At 50.1% G+C, this 17,201-nt stretch carries 16 protein-coding genes; 6 read left to right on the forward strand and 10 right to left on the reverse strand.

Annotated features, from left to right (window positions below):
• Window positions 1-17: 17 nt before the first annotated feature.
• The 4 genes from BM030_RS16840 to BM030_RS16855 all read right to left on the reverse strand — a co-directional run bounded on the left by BM030_RS16840 (window position 18) and on the right by BM030_RS16855 (window position 2,996).
• A complete protein-coding gene (locus BM030_RS16840; protein ID WP_090974828.1) occupies window positions 18-827 on the reverse strand; it encodes a M48 family metallopeptidase in 810 nt (269 codons plus the stop codon).
• A gap of 69 nt (window positions 828-896) precedes the next feature.
• Window positions 897-1,553: a glycerol-3-phosphate 1-O-acyltransferase PlsY gene (gene plsY / locus BM030_RS16845; protein WP_090974779.1), complete on the reverse strand. Its 657-nt coding sequence runs from the start codon at window positions 1,551-1,553 to the stop codon at window positions 897-899.
• 45 nt (window positions 1,554-1,598) lie between these two features.
• Window positions 1,599-2,459 carry a carboxylating nicotinate-nucleotide diphosphorylase gene (nadC, locus tag BM030_RS16850; protein ID WP_090974829.1) on the reverse strand — a complete coding sequence of 287 codons (861 nt, stop codon included), beginning with the start codon at window positions 2,457-2,459 and terminating at the stop codon, window positions 1,599-1,601.
• 120 nt (window positions 2,460-2,579) lie between these two features.
• Window positions 2,580-2,996, reverse strand: a complete 417-nt coding sequence (locus BM030_RS16855) for a DUF4783 domain-containing protein (RefSeq protein WP_090974780.1) — start codon at window positions 2,994-2,996, stop codon at window positions 2,580-2,582.
• Between the two features lie 215 nt (window positions 2,997-3,211).
• On the opposite strand from BM030_RS16855, the gene gpmI reads away from it, so the two are divergent.
• Together gpmI and BM030_RS16865 are read left to right on the forward strand one after the other, a co-directional pair.
• Window positions 3,212-4,738 (forward strand): 2,3-bisphosphoglycerate-independent phosphoglycerate mutase, encoded by a 1,527-nt coding sequence (gpmI, locus tag BM030_RS16860; protein ID WP_090974781.1) that lies wholly within the window; start codon window positions 3,212-3,214, stop codon window positions 4,736-4,738.
• Window positions 4,739-4,745: 7 nt separating this feature from the next.
• Entirely contained in the window at window positions 4,746-5,315 is a 570-nt protein-coding gene (locus tag BM030_RS16865) for a hypothetical protein (RefSeq protein WP_139215934.1), read from the forward strand.
• Window positions 5,316-5,364: 49 nt separating this feature from the next.
• Here the strand turns inward: BM030_RS16865 and BM030_RS16870 are convergent, their stop codons facing one another.
• Window positions 5,365-6,039 (reverse strand): tetratricopeptide repeat protein, encoded by a 675-nt coding sequence (locus BM030_RS16870; protein ID WP_090974783.1) that lies wholly within the window; start codon window positions 6,037-6,039, stop codon window positions 5,365-5,367.
• Between the two features lie 407 nt (window positions 6,040-6,446).
• Between BM030_RS16870 and lon the strand changes: the two genes are divergently transcribed.
• Genes lon through BM030_RS16890 form a run of 3 tightly spaced genes read left to right on the forward strand, consistent with a single transcriptional unit; the run spans window position 6,447 to window position 10,846 of the window.
• Window positions 6,447-8,903 (forward strand): endopeptidase La, encoded by a 2,457-nt coding sequence (lon, locus tag BM030_RS16880; RefSeq protein ID WP_090974785.1) that lies wholly within the window; start codon window positions 6,447-6,449, stop codon window positions 8,901-8,903.
• 57 nt (window positions 8,904-8,960) lie between these two features.
• The gene (locus BM030_RS16885; protein ID WP_090974786.1) at window positions 8,961-10,256 is read left to right on the forward strand and encodes a hemolysin family protein; all 1,296 of its coding nucleotides are present in this window, start codon (window positions 8,961-8,963) and stop codon (window positions 10,254-10,256) included.
• Between the two features lie 38 nt (window positions 10,257-10,294).
• Window positions 10,295-10,846, forward strand: coding sequence for an NADPH-dependent FMN reductase (locus tag BM030_RS16890; RefSeq protein WP_090974787.1), 552 nt, complete (start codon window positions 10,295-10,297; stop codon window positions 10,844-10,846).
• On the opposite strand, the gene pyrF is transcribed toward BM030_RS16890, so the two are convergent.
• The 5 genes from pyrF to proS form a co-directional block, all read right to left on the reverse strand.
• Window positions 10,839-11,672 (reverse strand): orotidine-5'-phosphate decarboxylase, encoded by an 834-nt coding sequence (pyrF, locus tag BM030_RS16895; RefSeq protein ID WP_090974788.1) that lies wholly within the window; start codon window positions 11,670-11,672, stop codon window positions 10,839-10,841. The genes BM030_RS16890 and pyrF overlap by 8 nt on opposite strands.
• Window positions 11,673-11,734: 62 nt before the next feature.
• A complete protein-coding gene (locus BM030_RS16900) occupies window positions 11,735-12,337 on the reverse strand; it encodes a TlpA family protein disulfide reductase (RefSeq protein WP_244519031.1) in 603 nt (200 codons plus the stop codon).
• A gap of 3 nt (window positions 12,338-12,340) precedes the next feature.
• Window positions 12,341-13,216, reverse strand: coding sequence for a TIGR02757 family protein (locus BM030_RS16905; RefSeq protein ID WP_090974789.1), 876 nt, complete (start codon window positions 13,214-13,216; stop codon window positions 12,341-12,343).
• Window positions 13,213-14,352 carry a cystathionine gamma-synthase gene (locus BM030_RS16910; protein WP_090974790.1) on the reverse strand — a complete coding sequence of 380 codons (1,140 nt, stop codon included), beginning with the start codon at window positions 14,350-14,352 and terminating at the stop codon, window positions 13,213-13,215. Before BM030_RS16910 ends, BM030_RS16905 begins: the two co-directional genes overlap by 4 nt.
• 45 nt (window positions 14,353-14,397) lie before the next feature.
• Window positions 14,398-15,870 carry a proline--tRNA ligase gene (gene proS / locus BM030_RS16915; protein ID WP_090974791.1) on the reverse strand — a complete coding sequence of 491 codons (1,473 nt, stop codon included), beginning with the start codon at window positions 15,868-15,870 and terminating at the stop codon, window positions 14,398-14,400.
• 188 nt (window positions 15,871-16,058) lie between these two features.
• On the opposite strand from proS, the gene BM030_RS16920 reads away from it, so the two are divergent.
• Window positions 16,059-17,153: an outer membrane protein assembly factor BamD gene (locus BM030_RS16920; RefSeq protein WP_139215935.1), complete on the forward strand. Its 1,095-nt coding sequence runs from the start codon at window positions 16,059-16,061 to the stop codon at window positions 17,151-17,153.
• Window positions 17,154-17,201: the final 48 nt, after the last annotated feature.

Here is a 17,201-nt window from a genome sequence, read left to right on the forward strand (position 1 = left end):
AAAACACCGCAAATGCATTACTTCTTATAATAGGCCATGGCCTCTGGGATCAGCCGCTGGATGTTGTTAATGCGGCGGGCATCGCTGGGGTGGGTACTTAAAAATTCGGGAGGAGCGCCCTGTCCCTGCTTTGCCTGTGCCATCCTTTCCCAGAACCTCACGGCCTCATGGGGGTCATAACCGGCCATTGCCATAAAGACCAAGCCCATACGATCGGCTTCACTCTCCTGATTACGGGAATAACTCAACAGCGCCAACTGCCCTCCCAGTCCATACGCCGTGTTGAGCACTGCGCGCGTGGTGCCGGATTTCTCCGCGGTAGCGACATCAACAGCCACTCCGCCCGCTTGGGCGAGTATGCTCTGCGACATTCGTTCTGCCGAATGCTTGGCAATGGCATGGGCAACCTCATGACCGATTACGGCCGCCAGTCCAGCCTCATTCTGTGTCACGGGCAAAATCCCTGTGTAAACGGCTACTTTTCCACCGGGCATGCACCATGCATTGATCTGGTCTTCGTTAATCAGGTTGAATTCCCATTGGAAATCATATTGGTTGGCGTACCCATTCTCCTGCAGGAAGCGGGTTACCGCAGACGCCACATTCCGGCCCACCCGTTGCACCATTTCCGCTTGCGCAGTACCCTTGACCACTTTAGTTTTTGAGTCCCCCAGGAAATCCCGATAGGCCAATGCCGCTTGTTGTTGTATTTCTGCCTCATTGACCAGACTCAATTGCCGTCGGCCGGTGAGCGGCACCGTCGCGCAGGATGCTGCGATTGTCGCAATCAGCAGCAGACTTGTGATTTTTTTATTGAATGGTTTCATGACATTATCAATTATACTGTTTATCGGTTGATAGCAGCCTCCGCTCATAAAGCAATATACATGCCGAATTTAACGGTTGTACTTAGCCTTCTTCTTAAACAGATAAACTTTGGATTCACCGCCCTTCAGGAGCCGTTCAATATTTTTCTGATGGGTAATCAGTATCAGCACGCATATGCACATCCCGTACAGCAACACCGATTTCACAGAGGTATGGAAGAGAAACACGATGCTGAAGGGAAAAGCAAAGCCGGCACTGATGGAACTTAGTGACACGTAGTGGGTGAGCAGCAATACGACCAAAAAAACAGAAACGCATACCAATGCTGCCTGAAAGTGTACGGCCAATATCATACCGAACAATGTAGCTACACCTTTCCCTCCCCTGAATCCGGCAAACACAGGGAACAAATGCCCGACAACGGCAATCACCCCTAATGCCAACTGGTAATTCACAAACTGTGCGGCCGCTTGCGGACCGGTAACGGACGGCCCGATAAAATATGCCAGATTGGTTGCCGTCCACCCTTTGAGTATATCGATAAACATTACCGCCAAACCGGCTTTCGTTCCAAGCACCCTGAATGTATTGGTCGCTCCGGCATTGCCGCTCCCGTACTCTCGCACATCCACCCCGTAAAAAGATTGCCCAAGCCATACCGCAGTAGGGATAGAACCAAACAGATAGGCAAGTATAACCGCTCCGACTAAATAAACCGATATCATGAATCGCAAATTAACGAAAAAGAAGGGAAAAACAATACTATCGGTTTAATCGGATAATTTTGCCTTTAAACTCATGTCCAGGCTTTTCACAGAATGGGTAAGCGCCCCCATGGATATATAATCCACACCAGCAGCGGCATATGCTGCTGCATTCTCTTCGGTAATTCCACCTGATGCTTCCGTTACGTACCGGCCGTCGATGATTGCCACCGCCTCCCGCAACAGCTCTACACTGAAATTATCAAGCATGATACGTTCCACCCCCCCTACTTCCAACACCTGCCTGACCTCGTCGAGGTTCCTAACCTCCACTTCAATCGGTATAACTTTTCCCTGTTCGGTCCGATATTGGTTTGCCCGCTCAACTGCCTGCTTTATCCCACCAGCATAATCCACATGGTTATCTTTTATCAATATCATGTCGTATAAGCCGAAACGATGATTGGTCCCCCCTCCTAAAGCGACCGCCTTCTTCTCCAGAAACCGCATTAACGGCGTGGTTTTACGTGTATCCAGCACCCGCGTTGCCGTTCCTTCCAATGCCTGTGTTATCCTTCGAGTTGCTGTTGCTATTCCGCTCATCCGCTGCATGATATTGAGCACCAGGCGCTCCGCAGCCAAAATACCGTGGATACTTCCGCTGACCTTAAATGCCACGTCGCCCAGCTTAACGTTGCTACCATCGGAAATGAACACCTCCACTTGCAACGAGCTGTCTACCTGCGCAAACACGGCTAATGCTTCCGCTACGCCCGCCAATACACCCTGTTCTTTGACAATCAGCGTGGCTTCTCCCATTTTTCCCGCCGGAATGGTGGATAACGAAGTATGATCGCCATCTCCAATGTCTTCCTTCAACGCTGCGGCAATGAAATTCCGCAAATAATCATGTTCTTCTTGCTTCATCTGTTCCATTATAACCATATGCCGGCCCATCGCCGGGCTATACGGGAAGTCACGTTATAAAACGCTGCTAAGATGCCTATTTAAAACAAATAAAGCGAAAAAAAATAAAATTAGGACGGCTTAGTAAATCGGCTCCACGCGGAATTCGGTCACCTGAAAGCTGTTGTCGTTATGGGTTAGTTTATAGGAGACCCGATACGCGTCTTTTGACGTCTCGAGATTCAGTACCACATACCGGAAATTCGGGTTGGAATCCAACCGGTGTGCAACTTTCACGTTTGTGGGGGTATTTTTGCTAAAAAAGTCACGGAGGATGATTTCGGCCTGCACGCGGGAATATATACCTTCGTCATTCATCAATGTCATGCTGACCGTCGAAGAAAAATACTTAGAAAGCTCTTTGGTATTAGCGCTTCTAATACACGATGCAATATCGTCTATCACATCGTTGCTGTGAGCAAGGGTCGCTATTACCAAGAAACACATGGTAATTGTTACGCCTGCCTTTTTAATCACTCTTTTTACCTTCACTTCCACCGCAGTAAATGTTATTCAAATTAATGTAATTTATTGTATCCTACAATAGTATTTTTTACTTTTCAGGGAAAATTGTAGATTTTCTTCTACAAAACATTACTTAAAATGCTAAATCCACCCGCGCTACAGACATATAGCCAAAAACATGCCATATTTTATTTTCCCGCCTGATTGCTTTTCATTTAGGAGTTTTTCAAAAAGCGTATATTTGCGTCGTGGACAACAAGAAAAAAGTAGCGCTCATAATCTTAGACGGTTTAGGTTATGGCAAGCAAGACCGATCAAACGCGGTACTGGCCGCAAAGACCCCTTTCCTGGATGAGTTATTAACCCGTTATCCCAATTCAAGACTGAACGCTTCCGGTGAGGCGGTGGGCCTTCCCGAAGGACAGATGGGTAATTCCGAAGTCGGACACATGAACCTTGGGGCCGGACGGGTGGTTTATCAGGAACTTGGCCGGATTCACAAGGCCGTGAAAGACGGCGAGTTCAACCGGAACCAACCTTTGCAGGAAGCGTTCCATTATGCGAAATCGCAAGGGAAACAGGTCCATTTTATTGGCTTGCTATCCGATGGCGGCGTACATGCCCATACCCGGCATTTAAAAGGCTTATGCGACGCGGCGAAACACGCCGGGTTGACCAATGGCGTCTATGTCCATGCGTTCCTGGATGGCCGTGACACCGACCCGCAGTCGGGCATTGGCTACGTAAAGGACATCGAACAGTTTCTTTCTACAAGCACTGGAAAACTGGCGTCCGCCATCGGCAGGTATTATGCGATGGATCGTGACAATCGTTGGGAACGCGTACGGCAGGCCTATGACCTGTTGGTGCACGGCGTGGGCACTTCTACCCGGGATATTGCCGCAGCCGTGCAACAATCATACGCTGATGGCGTGACGGATGAGTTTGTCAAGCCCATCGTTAAAACAGACGATTATGGCGCGCCCGTTGCTACCATAAAAACCGGTGATGTGGTTGTATGCTTCAATTTCCGTACGGATAGAGGGCGGGAAATTACCATCGCATTAACCCAACGGGCCATACCTGAACAGGGAATGCATCCGCTGGACCTGCGCTACCTTACCATGACCACCTATGATGAAACGTTCAAAGGTGTACACGCCCTGTTTTTGAAAGACAACTTAAGCAATACGCTGGGCGAAGTGCTGGCGGCTAATGGAAAAACCCAAACCCGTATCGCGGAGACCGAGAAATATCCGCATGTCACATTCTTCTTTTCGGGCGGCCGTGAGCAGGCGTTCAATGGGGAACACCGCATTCTTATCCCCTCGCCCAAGGTGGCTACTTACGATTTGCAACCCGAAATGAGTGCGCAGGGCGTAGCCGATGCCATATGTGAAGATATCTTGACAAATCGTCCCGATTTTATTTGCCTTAATTTCGCAAACCCGGACATGGTAGGGCATACAGGTGTATTTGAAGCCGTGGTAAGCGCCGTTGAGACTGTAGACCGCTGTACCAGGCAGGTGGTGGAATGTGGCCTTACAGAAGGCTATACATTCCTTATTATAGCTGATCACGGCAATGCTGAATTCATGACCAATGATGACGGCTCGGTTAACACCGCCCACACAACAAATCTGGTTCCCTGCATATTGGTCAACAGTCCCTATACAGCAATAGCCGACGGCAAACTTGGAGATGTGGCGCCGACCATTCTGAAAATCATGGGGCTGCCCATTCCGGATGAAATGACTGGAAATGCATTGGTTTAACCGAAAAATGGTTAAGGTAAGCATCGCTTCTCGGAGATGCAGCGCCCGCATATTAGCTGTCTGCATATTGTGGATATGGGGCGCTGCGTGCACACCTGTCGGCGATACGTCGTCTATCGCGCAACCCGCACGTTACTTCAGCCTGGAGAACTATTTCCGGCAAGAGGCCAGTCGGTTACAGCGCCTTGCTCCTCGTGTTTCCAAAACAGTGTCCAAAAACGGCGCCCCGGAAAGCAAGGAGATAAGCATTGCCAATTGGGAGCGGGAATTCGCTCTCTTCATCGAGGCGGATATCAATAAACCCGCGTGGCGCAACAGCTATCGCATTGACAGCACTGCAAACACTGTCCAGTACACCAGTTCAGATCCTGCATTGCGCACCACACGGATAACGATAGCCAAACACACCGATGGCACTATCAGCCATATCGGCATTACCAACAGCGTCGGCAATATGCTCTACCAAACGGACGAACAGCTGGACTATTACCCTGACTCCCTTTACCGGATAATCAAGCAACAGCACGTTCGCGTTATCGGTAATAGCCATTATGTGGTGACCGGACGGTTGAAATGAAAAAGCCTTGACAGGATGCCAAGGCTTTATTGCCGATATCAGGCGTTCACTACTTCAGGTTATCCCGATATATCTTTGCTTTTTTGATCTCGGTTTGAATGTCTTTCTTGCCAGGGTTCATGGCCAGCACCTGCTCGAAATCCGCTATGCTTTTATCATACGCTTCGGTGGCAATGGCCTTGTCATAATTAGCGGTGCCGGGCGTACCCCTTAAAATACCCAGATCACGGTATGCAATACCACGGTTTTGGTAGTATTTAACATCCCCGGTGTTCAGCTCAATGGCTTTTGTATAATCGGCGATAGCCGCGTTCAGCATCTTTTCCCGGTTGGTTGATGTCACTTTCACATCGGTCTGAACCGCCAGCATATTGTTGGCTTTACCGCGGTAGTAATATGCCGATTCATGGTCGGGCCTCAATTGCACTACCTTACTGAAAGATTCCAGCGCTTTTTTATAGTCGCCTACCTGGTATTGCGAATAAGCCAGCATATACATCACGTCCGGATCGCCGGCCTCTGCCGGAAGGGCTTTTTGCAAATGCGCGGCCGCCGCCTTGAAGTCACCGTCTATTAAGGCCTTCTGCCCCAAACGGACGTTGGGATTGCTGGGTGCTGTCTCCGTGGTCTGCGCCGTTGCCCCCAATACCGCAACAGACAGCATACCTCCCAAAATCACACGATTCAACTTCTTGAAAATCATACTTAATTTGTTTCTTTCCATTACTTTTAAATTATCAAAACATTAGCGATTGCCTGCTGTATAGCTTAAAAAACAACCGTCATCCCTTCCTACTGCAATTTCCGTGCTACAAACTTAGTCATTACGTATTAAGCATAAAACTCCAAAACAAACATTTTATTATCTCATCCTGCTCGTTCGTGTGATAAATAGCTTAATTTAGCGGAAATATCCGGCGGAAACAACCGGGCACCGCGTTTCCATGTAGCTGACTTTTTTGCAGCAGATGCGCCCTGATCATTCCGTTTTGTAATAAAATAGCGCAAAATTGGCTCTTGGCATAAGCCTTGCAATAGCCAAGCGAAGGTATATTAAACACAATATCGAATGAGTATAACGGTGCAGCTGCCATTATGGCGCCACCCAAACGATAAGAACTAAAACTATTCATGAGCAATTTCGATCCATTTGACTTTAACCAGGCAATACCCATCATAAACGAAGATACGGAATTTTTCCCGTTGCTAAGCCAACAGGATGAAGACGAGATGACCAACGCTGAAATTCCAGACTCACTTTCCATTTTACCATTACGCAACACCGTACTATTCCCCGGTGTGGTGATCCCGATTACCGTAGGGCGTGATAAGTCCATCAAACTGGTGAAGGAAGCGTATCGCGGCGACCGTATTATCGGCGTGGTTTCCCAACAGAATATGGCTATTGAAGACCCGACATTTGACCAGCTCAATAAAGTCGGCACCGTGGCCATGATCATCAAGATCTTACAGATGCCCGACGGAAATACCACCGTTATCATCCAAGGAAAACAGCGTTTCAAACTGCGCGGGCTCATCCAAAGCGAGCCTTATATCAAAGCGAATATTGAGCGCTTCGAAGAAAAAAAGCACAAACCCAGCCGGGAATTCAATGCATTGATTTCATCCATCAAAGAGATGGCGTTGCAAATCATCCAGCTTTCGCCACATATTCCCAGCGAAGCCGGCATTGCCATAAAAAACATTGAAAGCCCCGGTTTTCTTATTAATTTCATTTCGTCTAATCTCAATGCCGACCTGCAATTCAAACAGCAGTTGTTGGAAACCGCTGATTTGGAGAAACGAGCCGCCAAGGTGCTGGAACAACTGAATGTTGAGCTTCAACTCTTGGAACTCAAAACACAGATCCAGAACAAAGTGCGCGGCGATCTGGACAAACAACAACGGGATTACTTTCTCAACCAGCAGCTAAAGACTATTCAGGAAGAACTGGGAGGTAACACGCCGGATCTCGAAATGGAAGATCTGCGCAACCGGGCCAAGGCAAAAAAATGGGCAAAAGAAGTGGACGACCATTTCAATAAAGAGCTCGATAAGCTGGCACGCATCAATCCTGCCGCGGCCGATTATTCCGTGCAGATCAATTACCTCGAATTATTGCTTGATTTGCCCTGGAATGAGTTTACCAAGGATAATTTTGATCTCAAACGGGCCAAACGGGTACTGGATCGCGACCATTATGGGTTGGAAAAGGTAAAACAACGCATTATAGAGTATCTCGCGGTATTAAAGTTAAAGCATAACATGAAGGCCCCGATACTCTGTTTGGTTGGCCCTCCGGGTGTGGGAAAGACTTCACTGGGAAAATCCATCGCCAAAGCCCTTGGCCGTAAATATACCCGTATGGCGCTTGGCGGTATACGCGACGAAGCGGAGATACGCGGACATCGTAAAACTTATATCGGTGCCATGCCGGGACGCATTATTCAATCACTGAAGAAAGCTGGAGCTTCAAACCCCGTATTTGTGCTGGATGAAATCGACAAGGTGGGCAGCGACTTCCGGGGCGATCCTTCCTCCGCACTGCTGGAAGTATTGGATCCGGAGCAGAATAACGCTTTTTATGATCATTACGTTGAACTGGACTATGACCTGTCCAACGTAATGTTCATCGCTACGGCTAACTCTCTGAGCAACATACAGCCTGCCCTGCTCGACCGGATGGAAGTCATCGAGGTCAATGGGTATACTATCGAAGAAAAAATAGAGATTGCCAAAAAGCACCTCATCCCGAAGCAACGGGAGCTACATGGGCTTCAGCCCAAAGATGTAGCCATCCGTTCAAAGGTCATCGAAAAAATCATTGACGAATATACCCGTGAATCCGGAGTACGCGGTTTGGAAAAGAAAATCGGTTCCATTGTACGCGGAGTGGCCACTCATATCGTGATGGAAGATCCGTTAGCCAAACCCATAGATGCAGAAACGGTTGAGAAAATTCTCGGCGCGCCGATATTCGATAAGGAGTATTACGAAGACAATGAAGTGGCCGGCGTGGTCACCGGGCTGGCATGGACGCAGGTTGGCGGAGATATCCTCTACATTGAGTCGAGTTTAAGCCCCGGAAAAGGCAAACTTACGCTCACAGGTAACCTGGGCGATGTAATGAAAGAATCGGCCAGCATTGCGATGGCCTACCTCCGGGCTCACGCGGAAGAATTCGGCATAAATTATTCCGTGTTTGACAAATGGGACGTCCACATCCACGTTCCTGCCGGAGCTACACCTAAAGACGGGCCGTCGGCGGGCATCACCATGCTTACCGCCCTGGCGTCCAGCTTTACGCAACGCAAGGTAAAGGAAAAATTGGCAATGACCGGTGAAATCACCCTCCGCGGAAAAGTGCTCCCGGTTGGAGGCATCAAAGAAAAAATATTGGCGGCCAAACGTGCCAACATAAGGGAAGTTATTCTTTCAAAAGCCAATAAAAAGGATATCCTCGAAATCAAGGAAGATTACATCAAGGATTTAACGTTCCACTATGTAGCGGAAATGCATGAAGTGATAAACATTGCCTTGCTTAAACAACAGGTTAAGAAGCCTAAAAACCTGTTGGATATTGTATAGCGACCGGGCGGACAACCGCCGTTTTATTTGTCGGAATTAATTTATTAACTTAGCTACATGCTTACTGAGTCGCTGATCATCCTGGCGCTGGTGCTGTTAAACGGTGTTTTTTCGGCGTCAGAGATTGCCATTGTATCAAGCCGCAAGGCCCGCCTGCAAGTACTGGTTGACAGGAAAAATATGGCCGCTAAACGAGCGATCAAGCTAAAGGAGTCGCCCAACCAGTTCCTTTCCACGGTACAGATCGGTATCACGCTTATTGGTATACTTACTGGTATCTTCGGCGGTGCTACCATTGCACAGCGACTTGACGTATATCTCTCCGAAATTCAGTGGCTTGCTGGATATAGCTCACAAGTTTCGGTATTCATCGTGGTTGTCATTATCACGTTCCTGACATTGGTGCTGGGCGAACTGGTACCCAAGCGCATCGGACTGGCAATGCCCGAAAAATTTGCCACGGTGGTCGCTTTCCCCATGGATTTGCTCAGCAAAGTGGTAGCACCGTTCGTTTGGCTCCTCAGCGCTACCACGGAAACCATCGTCAGGCTCCTGAATATCAAAACCTCCCAGAATGCGGTTACCGAAGAGGAAATCAAAGCCTTGGTGGATGAAGGGGCAGACATCGGCGCCATCGCGCATATTGAGCACGAGATTGTCGACAGGGTATTCAGCCTTGGCGATAAAAGGGCCGTAAACCTCATGACACATCGCAGCAACATCGAATGGCTGGATATTGACGACGATTATGAACAACACAGAAAAACCATTCTGGAAAGCGGCCATACGGTGTATCCGGTCTGCCAAGGCAGCCTGGATAATATCATTGGCGTAGTACATATCAAGTCGTTGCTAAAGCAATACCTCATTGAACAGCCCATACACCTCCGGGATCTGACACAGCCACTCAATTATGTCCATGAAAACAGTTCCGCTTACAGTATATTAAACAAATTCAAAACGTCCAAAATACACCAGGCGGTAGTACTTGATGAGTACGGGTCGTTACAGGGAATCGTAACCATCAACGATATATTAAGTAGCCTAGTGGGCGACATATCCGATGGTGATACCGCTGACCGACCGGAGATTGTTCGACGGGAAGACGGCAGCCTGCTCATTGATGGTCAGTACCAGCTTGACGAGCTGTTCACGGCGCTCAACATCGAGCCTTCAGAGGAAGATGAAGAAAACGGCTTGGGATCCATCAATACCATCGCCGGACTCATTTTGCTTAAATTGGGCCACATGCCCGCCGTTGGCGAACGCATGCAATGGAAAAACCATGAGTTTGAGGTGGTAGACATGGATGGCAACCGCATCGATAAAATCTTGGTTACGTTTTTGGGATAACGCCAAACATTTCGCCCATATCGTTGATTATACAGGATATGGAGAAGTATCAAATAGCTGTATGTGTGGGAAGTCTGCGACGGGCTTCCCTCAACCGGAAAACCGCCAGCGCCCTGATGACATTGGCACCGGAAACATTTCAATGGAATATCCTGGATATCGGTAAACTGCCGATGTACAATGAAGACCTTGATGAAACCCCGCCTGATGAATGGGTAAGCTTCCGTAAGGCACTTAAAGACGCTGACGGTCTATTATTCGTAACCCCAGAATACAACCGTTCCATACCCGGTGTGTTAAAAAACGCGTTGGACGTAGGATCGCGTCCTTATGGTGCGAATGCATGGGACGGCAAGCCCGCGGCCGTCGTAAGTGTATCGCCGAGTAAAATCGGCGGGTTTGGCGCAAACCACCACCTAAGGCAAGCATTAGCTTACTTAAATGTGCCTACCCTGGCACAACCCGAAGCATATATCGGTGATGCCGCCGGATTGTTTGATGATCAAGGAAACCTCACGGAAGATTCCACCCGGCAATTTTTAAGCGACTTTATTCAAGCTTTCAAGACCTGGGTAGAAAGGTTTAGATGATGCCGCGCATCAGCAGCTCCCGTTCCATCTCCCGCTGCAAGGCCAATGCCTCCTGACGTGCCCGCTCGGCGAAATCCCGCCCGTCAGCAGCATAGATGATCGAACGGGTAGCATTAACCAGCAATCCACAGTCGGCATTCATCCCGTATTCACAGACCTCGCTAAGACTTCCGCCCTGCGCTCCTACACCTGGAACCAGCAAGAAGTGATGGGGCGCATGTTTACGCACGGTCGCAAAGGCCTCGCCCCGTGTAGCCCCTACCACATACATCAGGTTGTCTGCGTTTCCCCAGGTATTGGCTGTCTGGATAACACGTTCAAACAGCATGGTACCTTCACCGTCTTTTATAGTCTGGAAATCAAGTCCCCCGGCATTGGACGTAAGAGCCAACAGGATCACCCACTTCCCGTCAAATTCCAAAAAGGGACGCACAGAATCACTACCCATATACGGTGCCACGGTGACCGCATCAAACCCGAGCCCAGAATGCCGCTGATCGAAAAATGCCCTGGCATACATCTTGGAGGTGTTCCCGATATCGCCGCGTTTGGCGTCCGCAATGCTAAGGCAGTCTTTCGGCAGCGCTTCCCAGGTTTTCTGCAGGCTTTTCCACCCGGCCGCCCCAGCGCCTTCATAAAAGGCGACATTGGGTTTATAAGCTACACACAAATCTGCCGTAGCTTCGATGATCTGCCGATTAAATTCAAAAACCGGATCTTCATAAGCATGCAGATGAGCCGGAATTTTTGTGATATCGGTATCAAGCCCTACGCAAAGGAACGAGCGTTTAGCCTTTATCTGGCGGATGAGTTCTGTACGGTTCATGATGCAAACCTAAAACAAAAAATTGGTGTTGGCTAATAAAAAACCGTGATGACTTTTGGATATCACTGGCTAAGCAATTGCTGGATGAACGCCGTCACCTCCGGGCGGCTGTAATCGGCCATGCCCTCATGCCGGGCCGCTATGCGCCCCTGCTTATCCAATATTACCGTTGTCGGTACCGCTCCGCCCAGCCAGTGATCAGGTATTTTGCCTGCCGGCACATGCACGGGAAGCCCCAGTTTCCTGCCGGCCATAAACCGTTTGGATTTCTCGTAATCGCCATCTACATCGGCCATAATGAACACCACCTGCGGGTTATCTTTGAACCGTTGGTATAATTTATCAATAGAAGGCATTTCCGCGATGCAAGGCGGGCACCACGTGGCCCAGAAATTAACAAACACGACCTTGCCCGTTTGGTTGGCTGCATCAATGCGGTTTCCGTTACCATCGGCAAAAAGTACCGGCGCTCGCATATCCGTATGGGTGGGACGAGATTCCTCTTCTTTCACTACTCCGTGTTCCAAATCTGGCTTGAACAAGCCAATTTTCATTAATCCGCGTCCAACCCAGGCCCTGGTGTCTGGCACGAATGCCAAGACGCCTACGATAACCACCAATAACAAATTGATGATTGCAGAAGTATTTATTTTTTTCTTCATCATGACTTACATTTCTCCTTCCACCCCCAGACCGAATAGCGCGAAATCATATTTCACCGGATCGCTCTCGTCAAGCATCCGCAGGTTTTCCGTCAACTCCATGGCTGTCTTCCAATCCGACTGCTTCCGTTGGATTAACCCCAGCTTACGCGCCACGCGTTCTACATGCACATCGCAGGGACAGACCAACTGCGCGGGGCTTACGCGATTCCATAATCCGAAATCCACACCGCGGCCATCGCGCCGTACCATCCAGCGCAAAAACATGTTCAACCGTTTGCAGGCCGAATGCTGCAATGGCGAACTGATATGCTTCCTCGTCCGCCATGAATAATCCGGCAAACTGAAAAAATAAGTGCGGAAATGATTCAGGCCTTCCTCCACGCTAGGTGCCTGCGCGCCCAGTTTCTGTATAAAACAGGCCGGCGACGAATAGGACGCTTCATCACCACTCCGGGGCATGGGTTCAAGCACCTGATATTCGGGACGGAACTCCGCGCTGTTTACCCGTGGGAAAAACGCGTCTTCCAACGAATCAAACCGCTCGTAATGCATGCGGAAAAAAGAAATGAAATACAGCAGATCCGTATCATTGAACGTGCGGTGCTTGAATCCAAGCAGCCGTTTGAGATCGTCCGTCCCATGCTCCTTTACAAAAGAAAAAGGTGCATTGTCCATGCGGGCAGCGAGCTCGGTGCATTTATTGATAATCGTTTTCCGTTGCCCCCAAGCAAGTACAGCGGCGAAAAATCCCATTATCTCGACATCCTGCTTTTGCTTGAACCGGTGGGGGATGCATATTGGATCGCCCTCGATAAACTCGGGACGGTTATATTCGTCCACCTTACCGTCAAGAAAAACCTTGATGTTGAACGGTATCATCCCAACGCCTGCTCCAGATCAGCCAGTAAATCATCACTATCCTCAATTCCTACACTGATGCGGATGAGGTTATCCACCACCCCTACTCGTTCGCGCACCTCCTTGGGAATGGAACCATGGGTCATCGTAGCCGGGTGATTAATTAACGATTCAACACCGCCGAGCGATTCCGCCAGCGTAAACAACCTGAATGACGAGGCCACCTTGAACGTCTCAGCCAACGAAGCGCCTTTCAAAACGATGGACATCATTCCCCCGAAATCACGCATCTGTTTCTTGGCGATGGCATGGCCGGGATGATCGGCAAAACCCGGCCAGTAAATTTTTTCCACCTTGGGATGGTCTTTCAGGTATCGGGCTATCCTGCGCCCGTTTTCACAGTGCGCTTGCATGCGCAGGTGCAACGTTTTAATGCCACGCAGTACCAGGAAACTATCCTGAGGTCCAGGTGTTCCCCCACATGCATTGTAATAAAAAAAAAGCTCGTCATACAATGTCTTGTCGTTTACCACCAACGCCCCCATGACTACGTCTGAATGCCCGCCGATATATTTGGTGACCGAATGCATCACCAGGTCAGCGCCCAAATCCAACGGATTCTGTAGATACGGGGACGCAAACGTATTGTCCACGGCAAGGAGCACTCCAGCGGCCTTGGCTGCTTGGCTGATGGCCCCGATATCCGCCAATTTCAAGGTTGGATTTGTTGGGGTTTCAATCCATATCAAGCGGGTACGTTCATTGATCTGTTCGGCAATCCGTTGCGGATCAGTGGTATCAACGAAATGGAACTTAATACCATAATGTTGGTATACACGTGTAAAGATCCGATACGATCCGCCATAAAGGTCGTCTCCTGTAATAACCTCGTCTCCCGGCTTAAGCAGCTTAAGCACCGTCTCAGTAGCCGCCATACCACTTGAAAAGGCCAATCCATACTGTCCGTTTTCCAGTGCGGCTAAGCAATCCTCCAACGCCTTCCTCGTCGGATTGGTCCCCCGAGAATACTCGTACCCTTTATGGTCGCCCGGTGCTGCCTGCCGGTACGTAGATGTCTGATAGATGGGTGTCATCACCGCACCCGTGGTGGGGTCGGCGTGCTGCCCCGCGTGAATAGCTTTTGTTGCAAACTTCATAGCAATCGTGTTAAATTTATCGACGGCTATTGCCCGTCGGCAGCCTCAATAGGCCTTCGCGAACAACACCCGCTGTTTCGAGGGTTTTCCGGTACGTACGCACACCCCGTGTTCTTCCTTATTATCCAAGGGGATGCAGCGGATGGTGGCTTTGGTCTCCTCCTTGATAAGCTGCTCAGTTTCCACGGTGCCGTCCCAATGGGCAGCCACAAAGCCGCCTTTTTCTTCGAGCACGCGTTTAAATTCCTCATAAGAATCAACGGTTGTGGTGTGAGCTTCGCGAAAGTCCCGCGCCTTATCATAAATACTCCGCTGGATATCTTCCAGCAATTCCGCTACGCGGAGTGCCAATCCCTGTTGGGGCACGGTTTCTTTAGCCTGCGTATCGCGCCGGGCAATCTCCACGGTTCCCTGCTGCATATCGCGCGTGCCTACCGCTATGCGCACGGGCACACCTTTGAGCTCCCATTCGGCAAACTTAAAACCCGGCCGGTGTGTATCCCGGTCGTCATATTTTACGGTGATCCCCATGGCCTTCAGATCGGCCAACAGGTTGTCGGCCAATTCCCCGATGCGCTGGCGTTCTTCATCAGTTTTATAGATAGGCACAATAACCACCTGGATGGGTGCCAGTTTCGGCGGCAGTACCAGTCCCTGGTCATCAGAATGCGCCATAATCAGCGCGCCCATCAAGCGGGTAGAGACACCCCACGATGTCGCCCATACATAATCCAGCTTTCCATCCCTGGCGGTGAATTTCACATCGAACGCCTTGGCGAAATTCTGGCCGAGAAAATGCGACGTTCCCGCCTGCAGTGCCTTACCATCTTGCATCAATGCTTCAATGCACAACGTGTCCAACGCACCGGCAAACCGTTCATTCTCCGTTTTACGCCCGCGGATCACGGGCAGTGCCATCCAGTTTTCCGCAAAATCGGCATACACGCCCAGCATCCGTTCGGTTTCCTCAATGGCTTCCTCCCGGGTGGCGTGAGCAGTGTGCCCCTCCTGCCACAGAAATTCGGCCGTACGGAGGAATAACCGCGTGCGCATTTCCCACCGGACTACATTGGCCCACTGGTTTACCAGAATTGGCAGATCCCGGTAAGATTCTATCCATCCTTTATACGTATTCCAGATGATTGTTTCCGATGTCGGCCTTACAATCAGCTCTTCCTCCAGTTTGGCCTCTTCGTCCACCACTATTTGCCCGCTTCCGTCATTTTTCAGTCGGTAGTGCGTCACCACGGCGCATTCCGTGGCGAACCCTTCCACGTGCGACGCTTCCTTCGAAAAAAAAGACTTCGGAATGAACAAGGGAAAGTACGCGTTGCTATGGCCTGTGTCTTTGAACATTTTATCTAATGCGGCCTGCATCTTTTCCCAGATGGCGTAGCCATAAGGCTTGATAACCATACAGCCCCGCACGGCGGAGTGCTCTGCAAGATCGGCCTTTACGACAAGTTCATTGTACCATTGGGAATAATCCGTTCCTCGGCTTGTAATTCCTTTGCTCATAGTTGACTTTCTATAAAATAATTATAACATTTGTAGCTTGGCAGTTTATTCAGAACCATGCCAACAAAGGTAGTGCTTTTGGCAAATTACCGAACAAAAAAATAACCGGGCGGTTAAACCAATGGAGCTATATTTCGTCTATAATGATAAAAGCACGGGCGTTAACCAAACGAAAGGATAGTCAAAACATGAAAGATAACAGATTTATAGTCGGCGTAGCAGCTCTGGCGGGCCTCTTGTTTCTGGGCGGGTGCAGTGCCTCCCGGCAAGTGGCTTTCCGTGATGATGTTTATAACAGCAACACTACAGCTGTGGAGAAAAGCTACCAAAGCCCCGATTACTACTATGACGGGGAAGAACCGCTGGAAGACAGCAGGTATGCGGAGGATGGGTATTATGCTGATGAGTATGCGGACGAGTCGTACAGCGACTATTACGCTGATGAATACAGCGACAGCGAATATGCCAACCGGATAAACCGCTTTTACTATAATACACCAGGAATGACCTATTACGACCCCTGGTTTGACCCTTGGTTCGGATTCAACTCCTGGCATACTCCCGGATGGTACGGTGGCTGGGGCCTCGGATTCGGCTGGGGTTGGGGCGGCGGCTGGAACCTTGGTTGGGGCAGCGGCTGGCATAATCCCTACTATGGCGGTTTCTGGGGATGGGGTTCCCCCTATTACGGACGCGGTTTCTGGGGACCCTATGCCTACAGCCGATGGGGCTGGGGCGGCTATTACCCCGGAGCCGTTATCATTGATAACCGGAGAATGGCTGTACGCTCTTCCTCGCGCGACAGGATGAATACCCGTACCGCTGCCTCGAATACCCGTACTTCGGCTACGCGTACCGCCATCAGCCGGGATGCCAATGGGCGGATTTCGACCCGCCCGGTAGCCACCAGGGGAACGGCCGGTTCAACACGGACATCCGTAACACGCGGAGCTAATACGTCCAGGGAAGCCGTCCGTCCGGGCAATACGCCAAATACACGTGGAGGGGCCGTAAGGAGTGGCACGACGACGCGCCGGCCGTCAGGCCAAAGCGCACGGCCAGCTCCAACCACAAGCAGGCCATCGGGCGGCAGTGCAAGGCCCGCACGTCAGCCTTCACGGCCCAGCGCGGCACCTGCACGCCCCGCCTCCCGTCCGAGCAGCGTAACACCGCGCTCCGGAGGAAGCAGTTCACGCGGCTCGTCGGTGTCTCCACCGTCCCGTTCTTCGGGATCTTCATCTTCGGGCGGAACACGGGGTAGCAGCGGCAGGGGAAGAGGATAATCGTTCAACAATCGCAAACCGGCCAACTAAATCGGAAACTGAATTTAG

This window comes from Parapedobacter composti (assembly GCF_900112315.1).
Classification (GTDB): Bacteria; Bacteroidota; Bacteroidia; order Sphingobacteriales; family Sphingobacteriaceae; genus Parapedobacter; species Parapedobacter composti.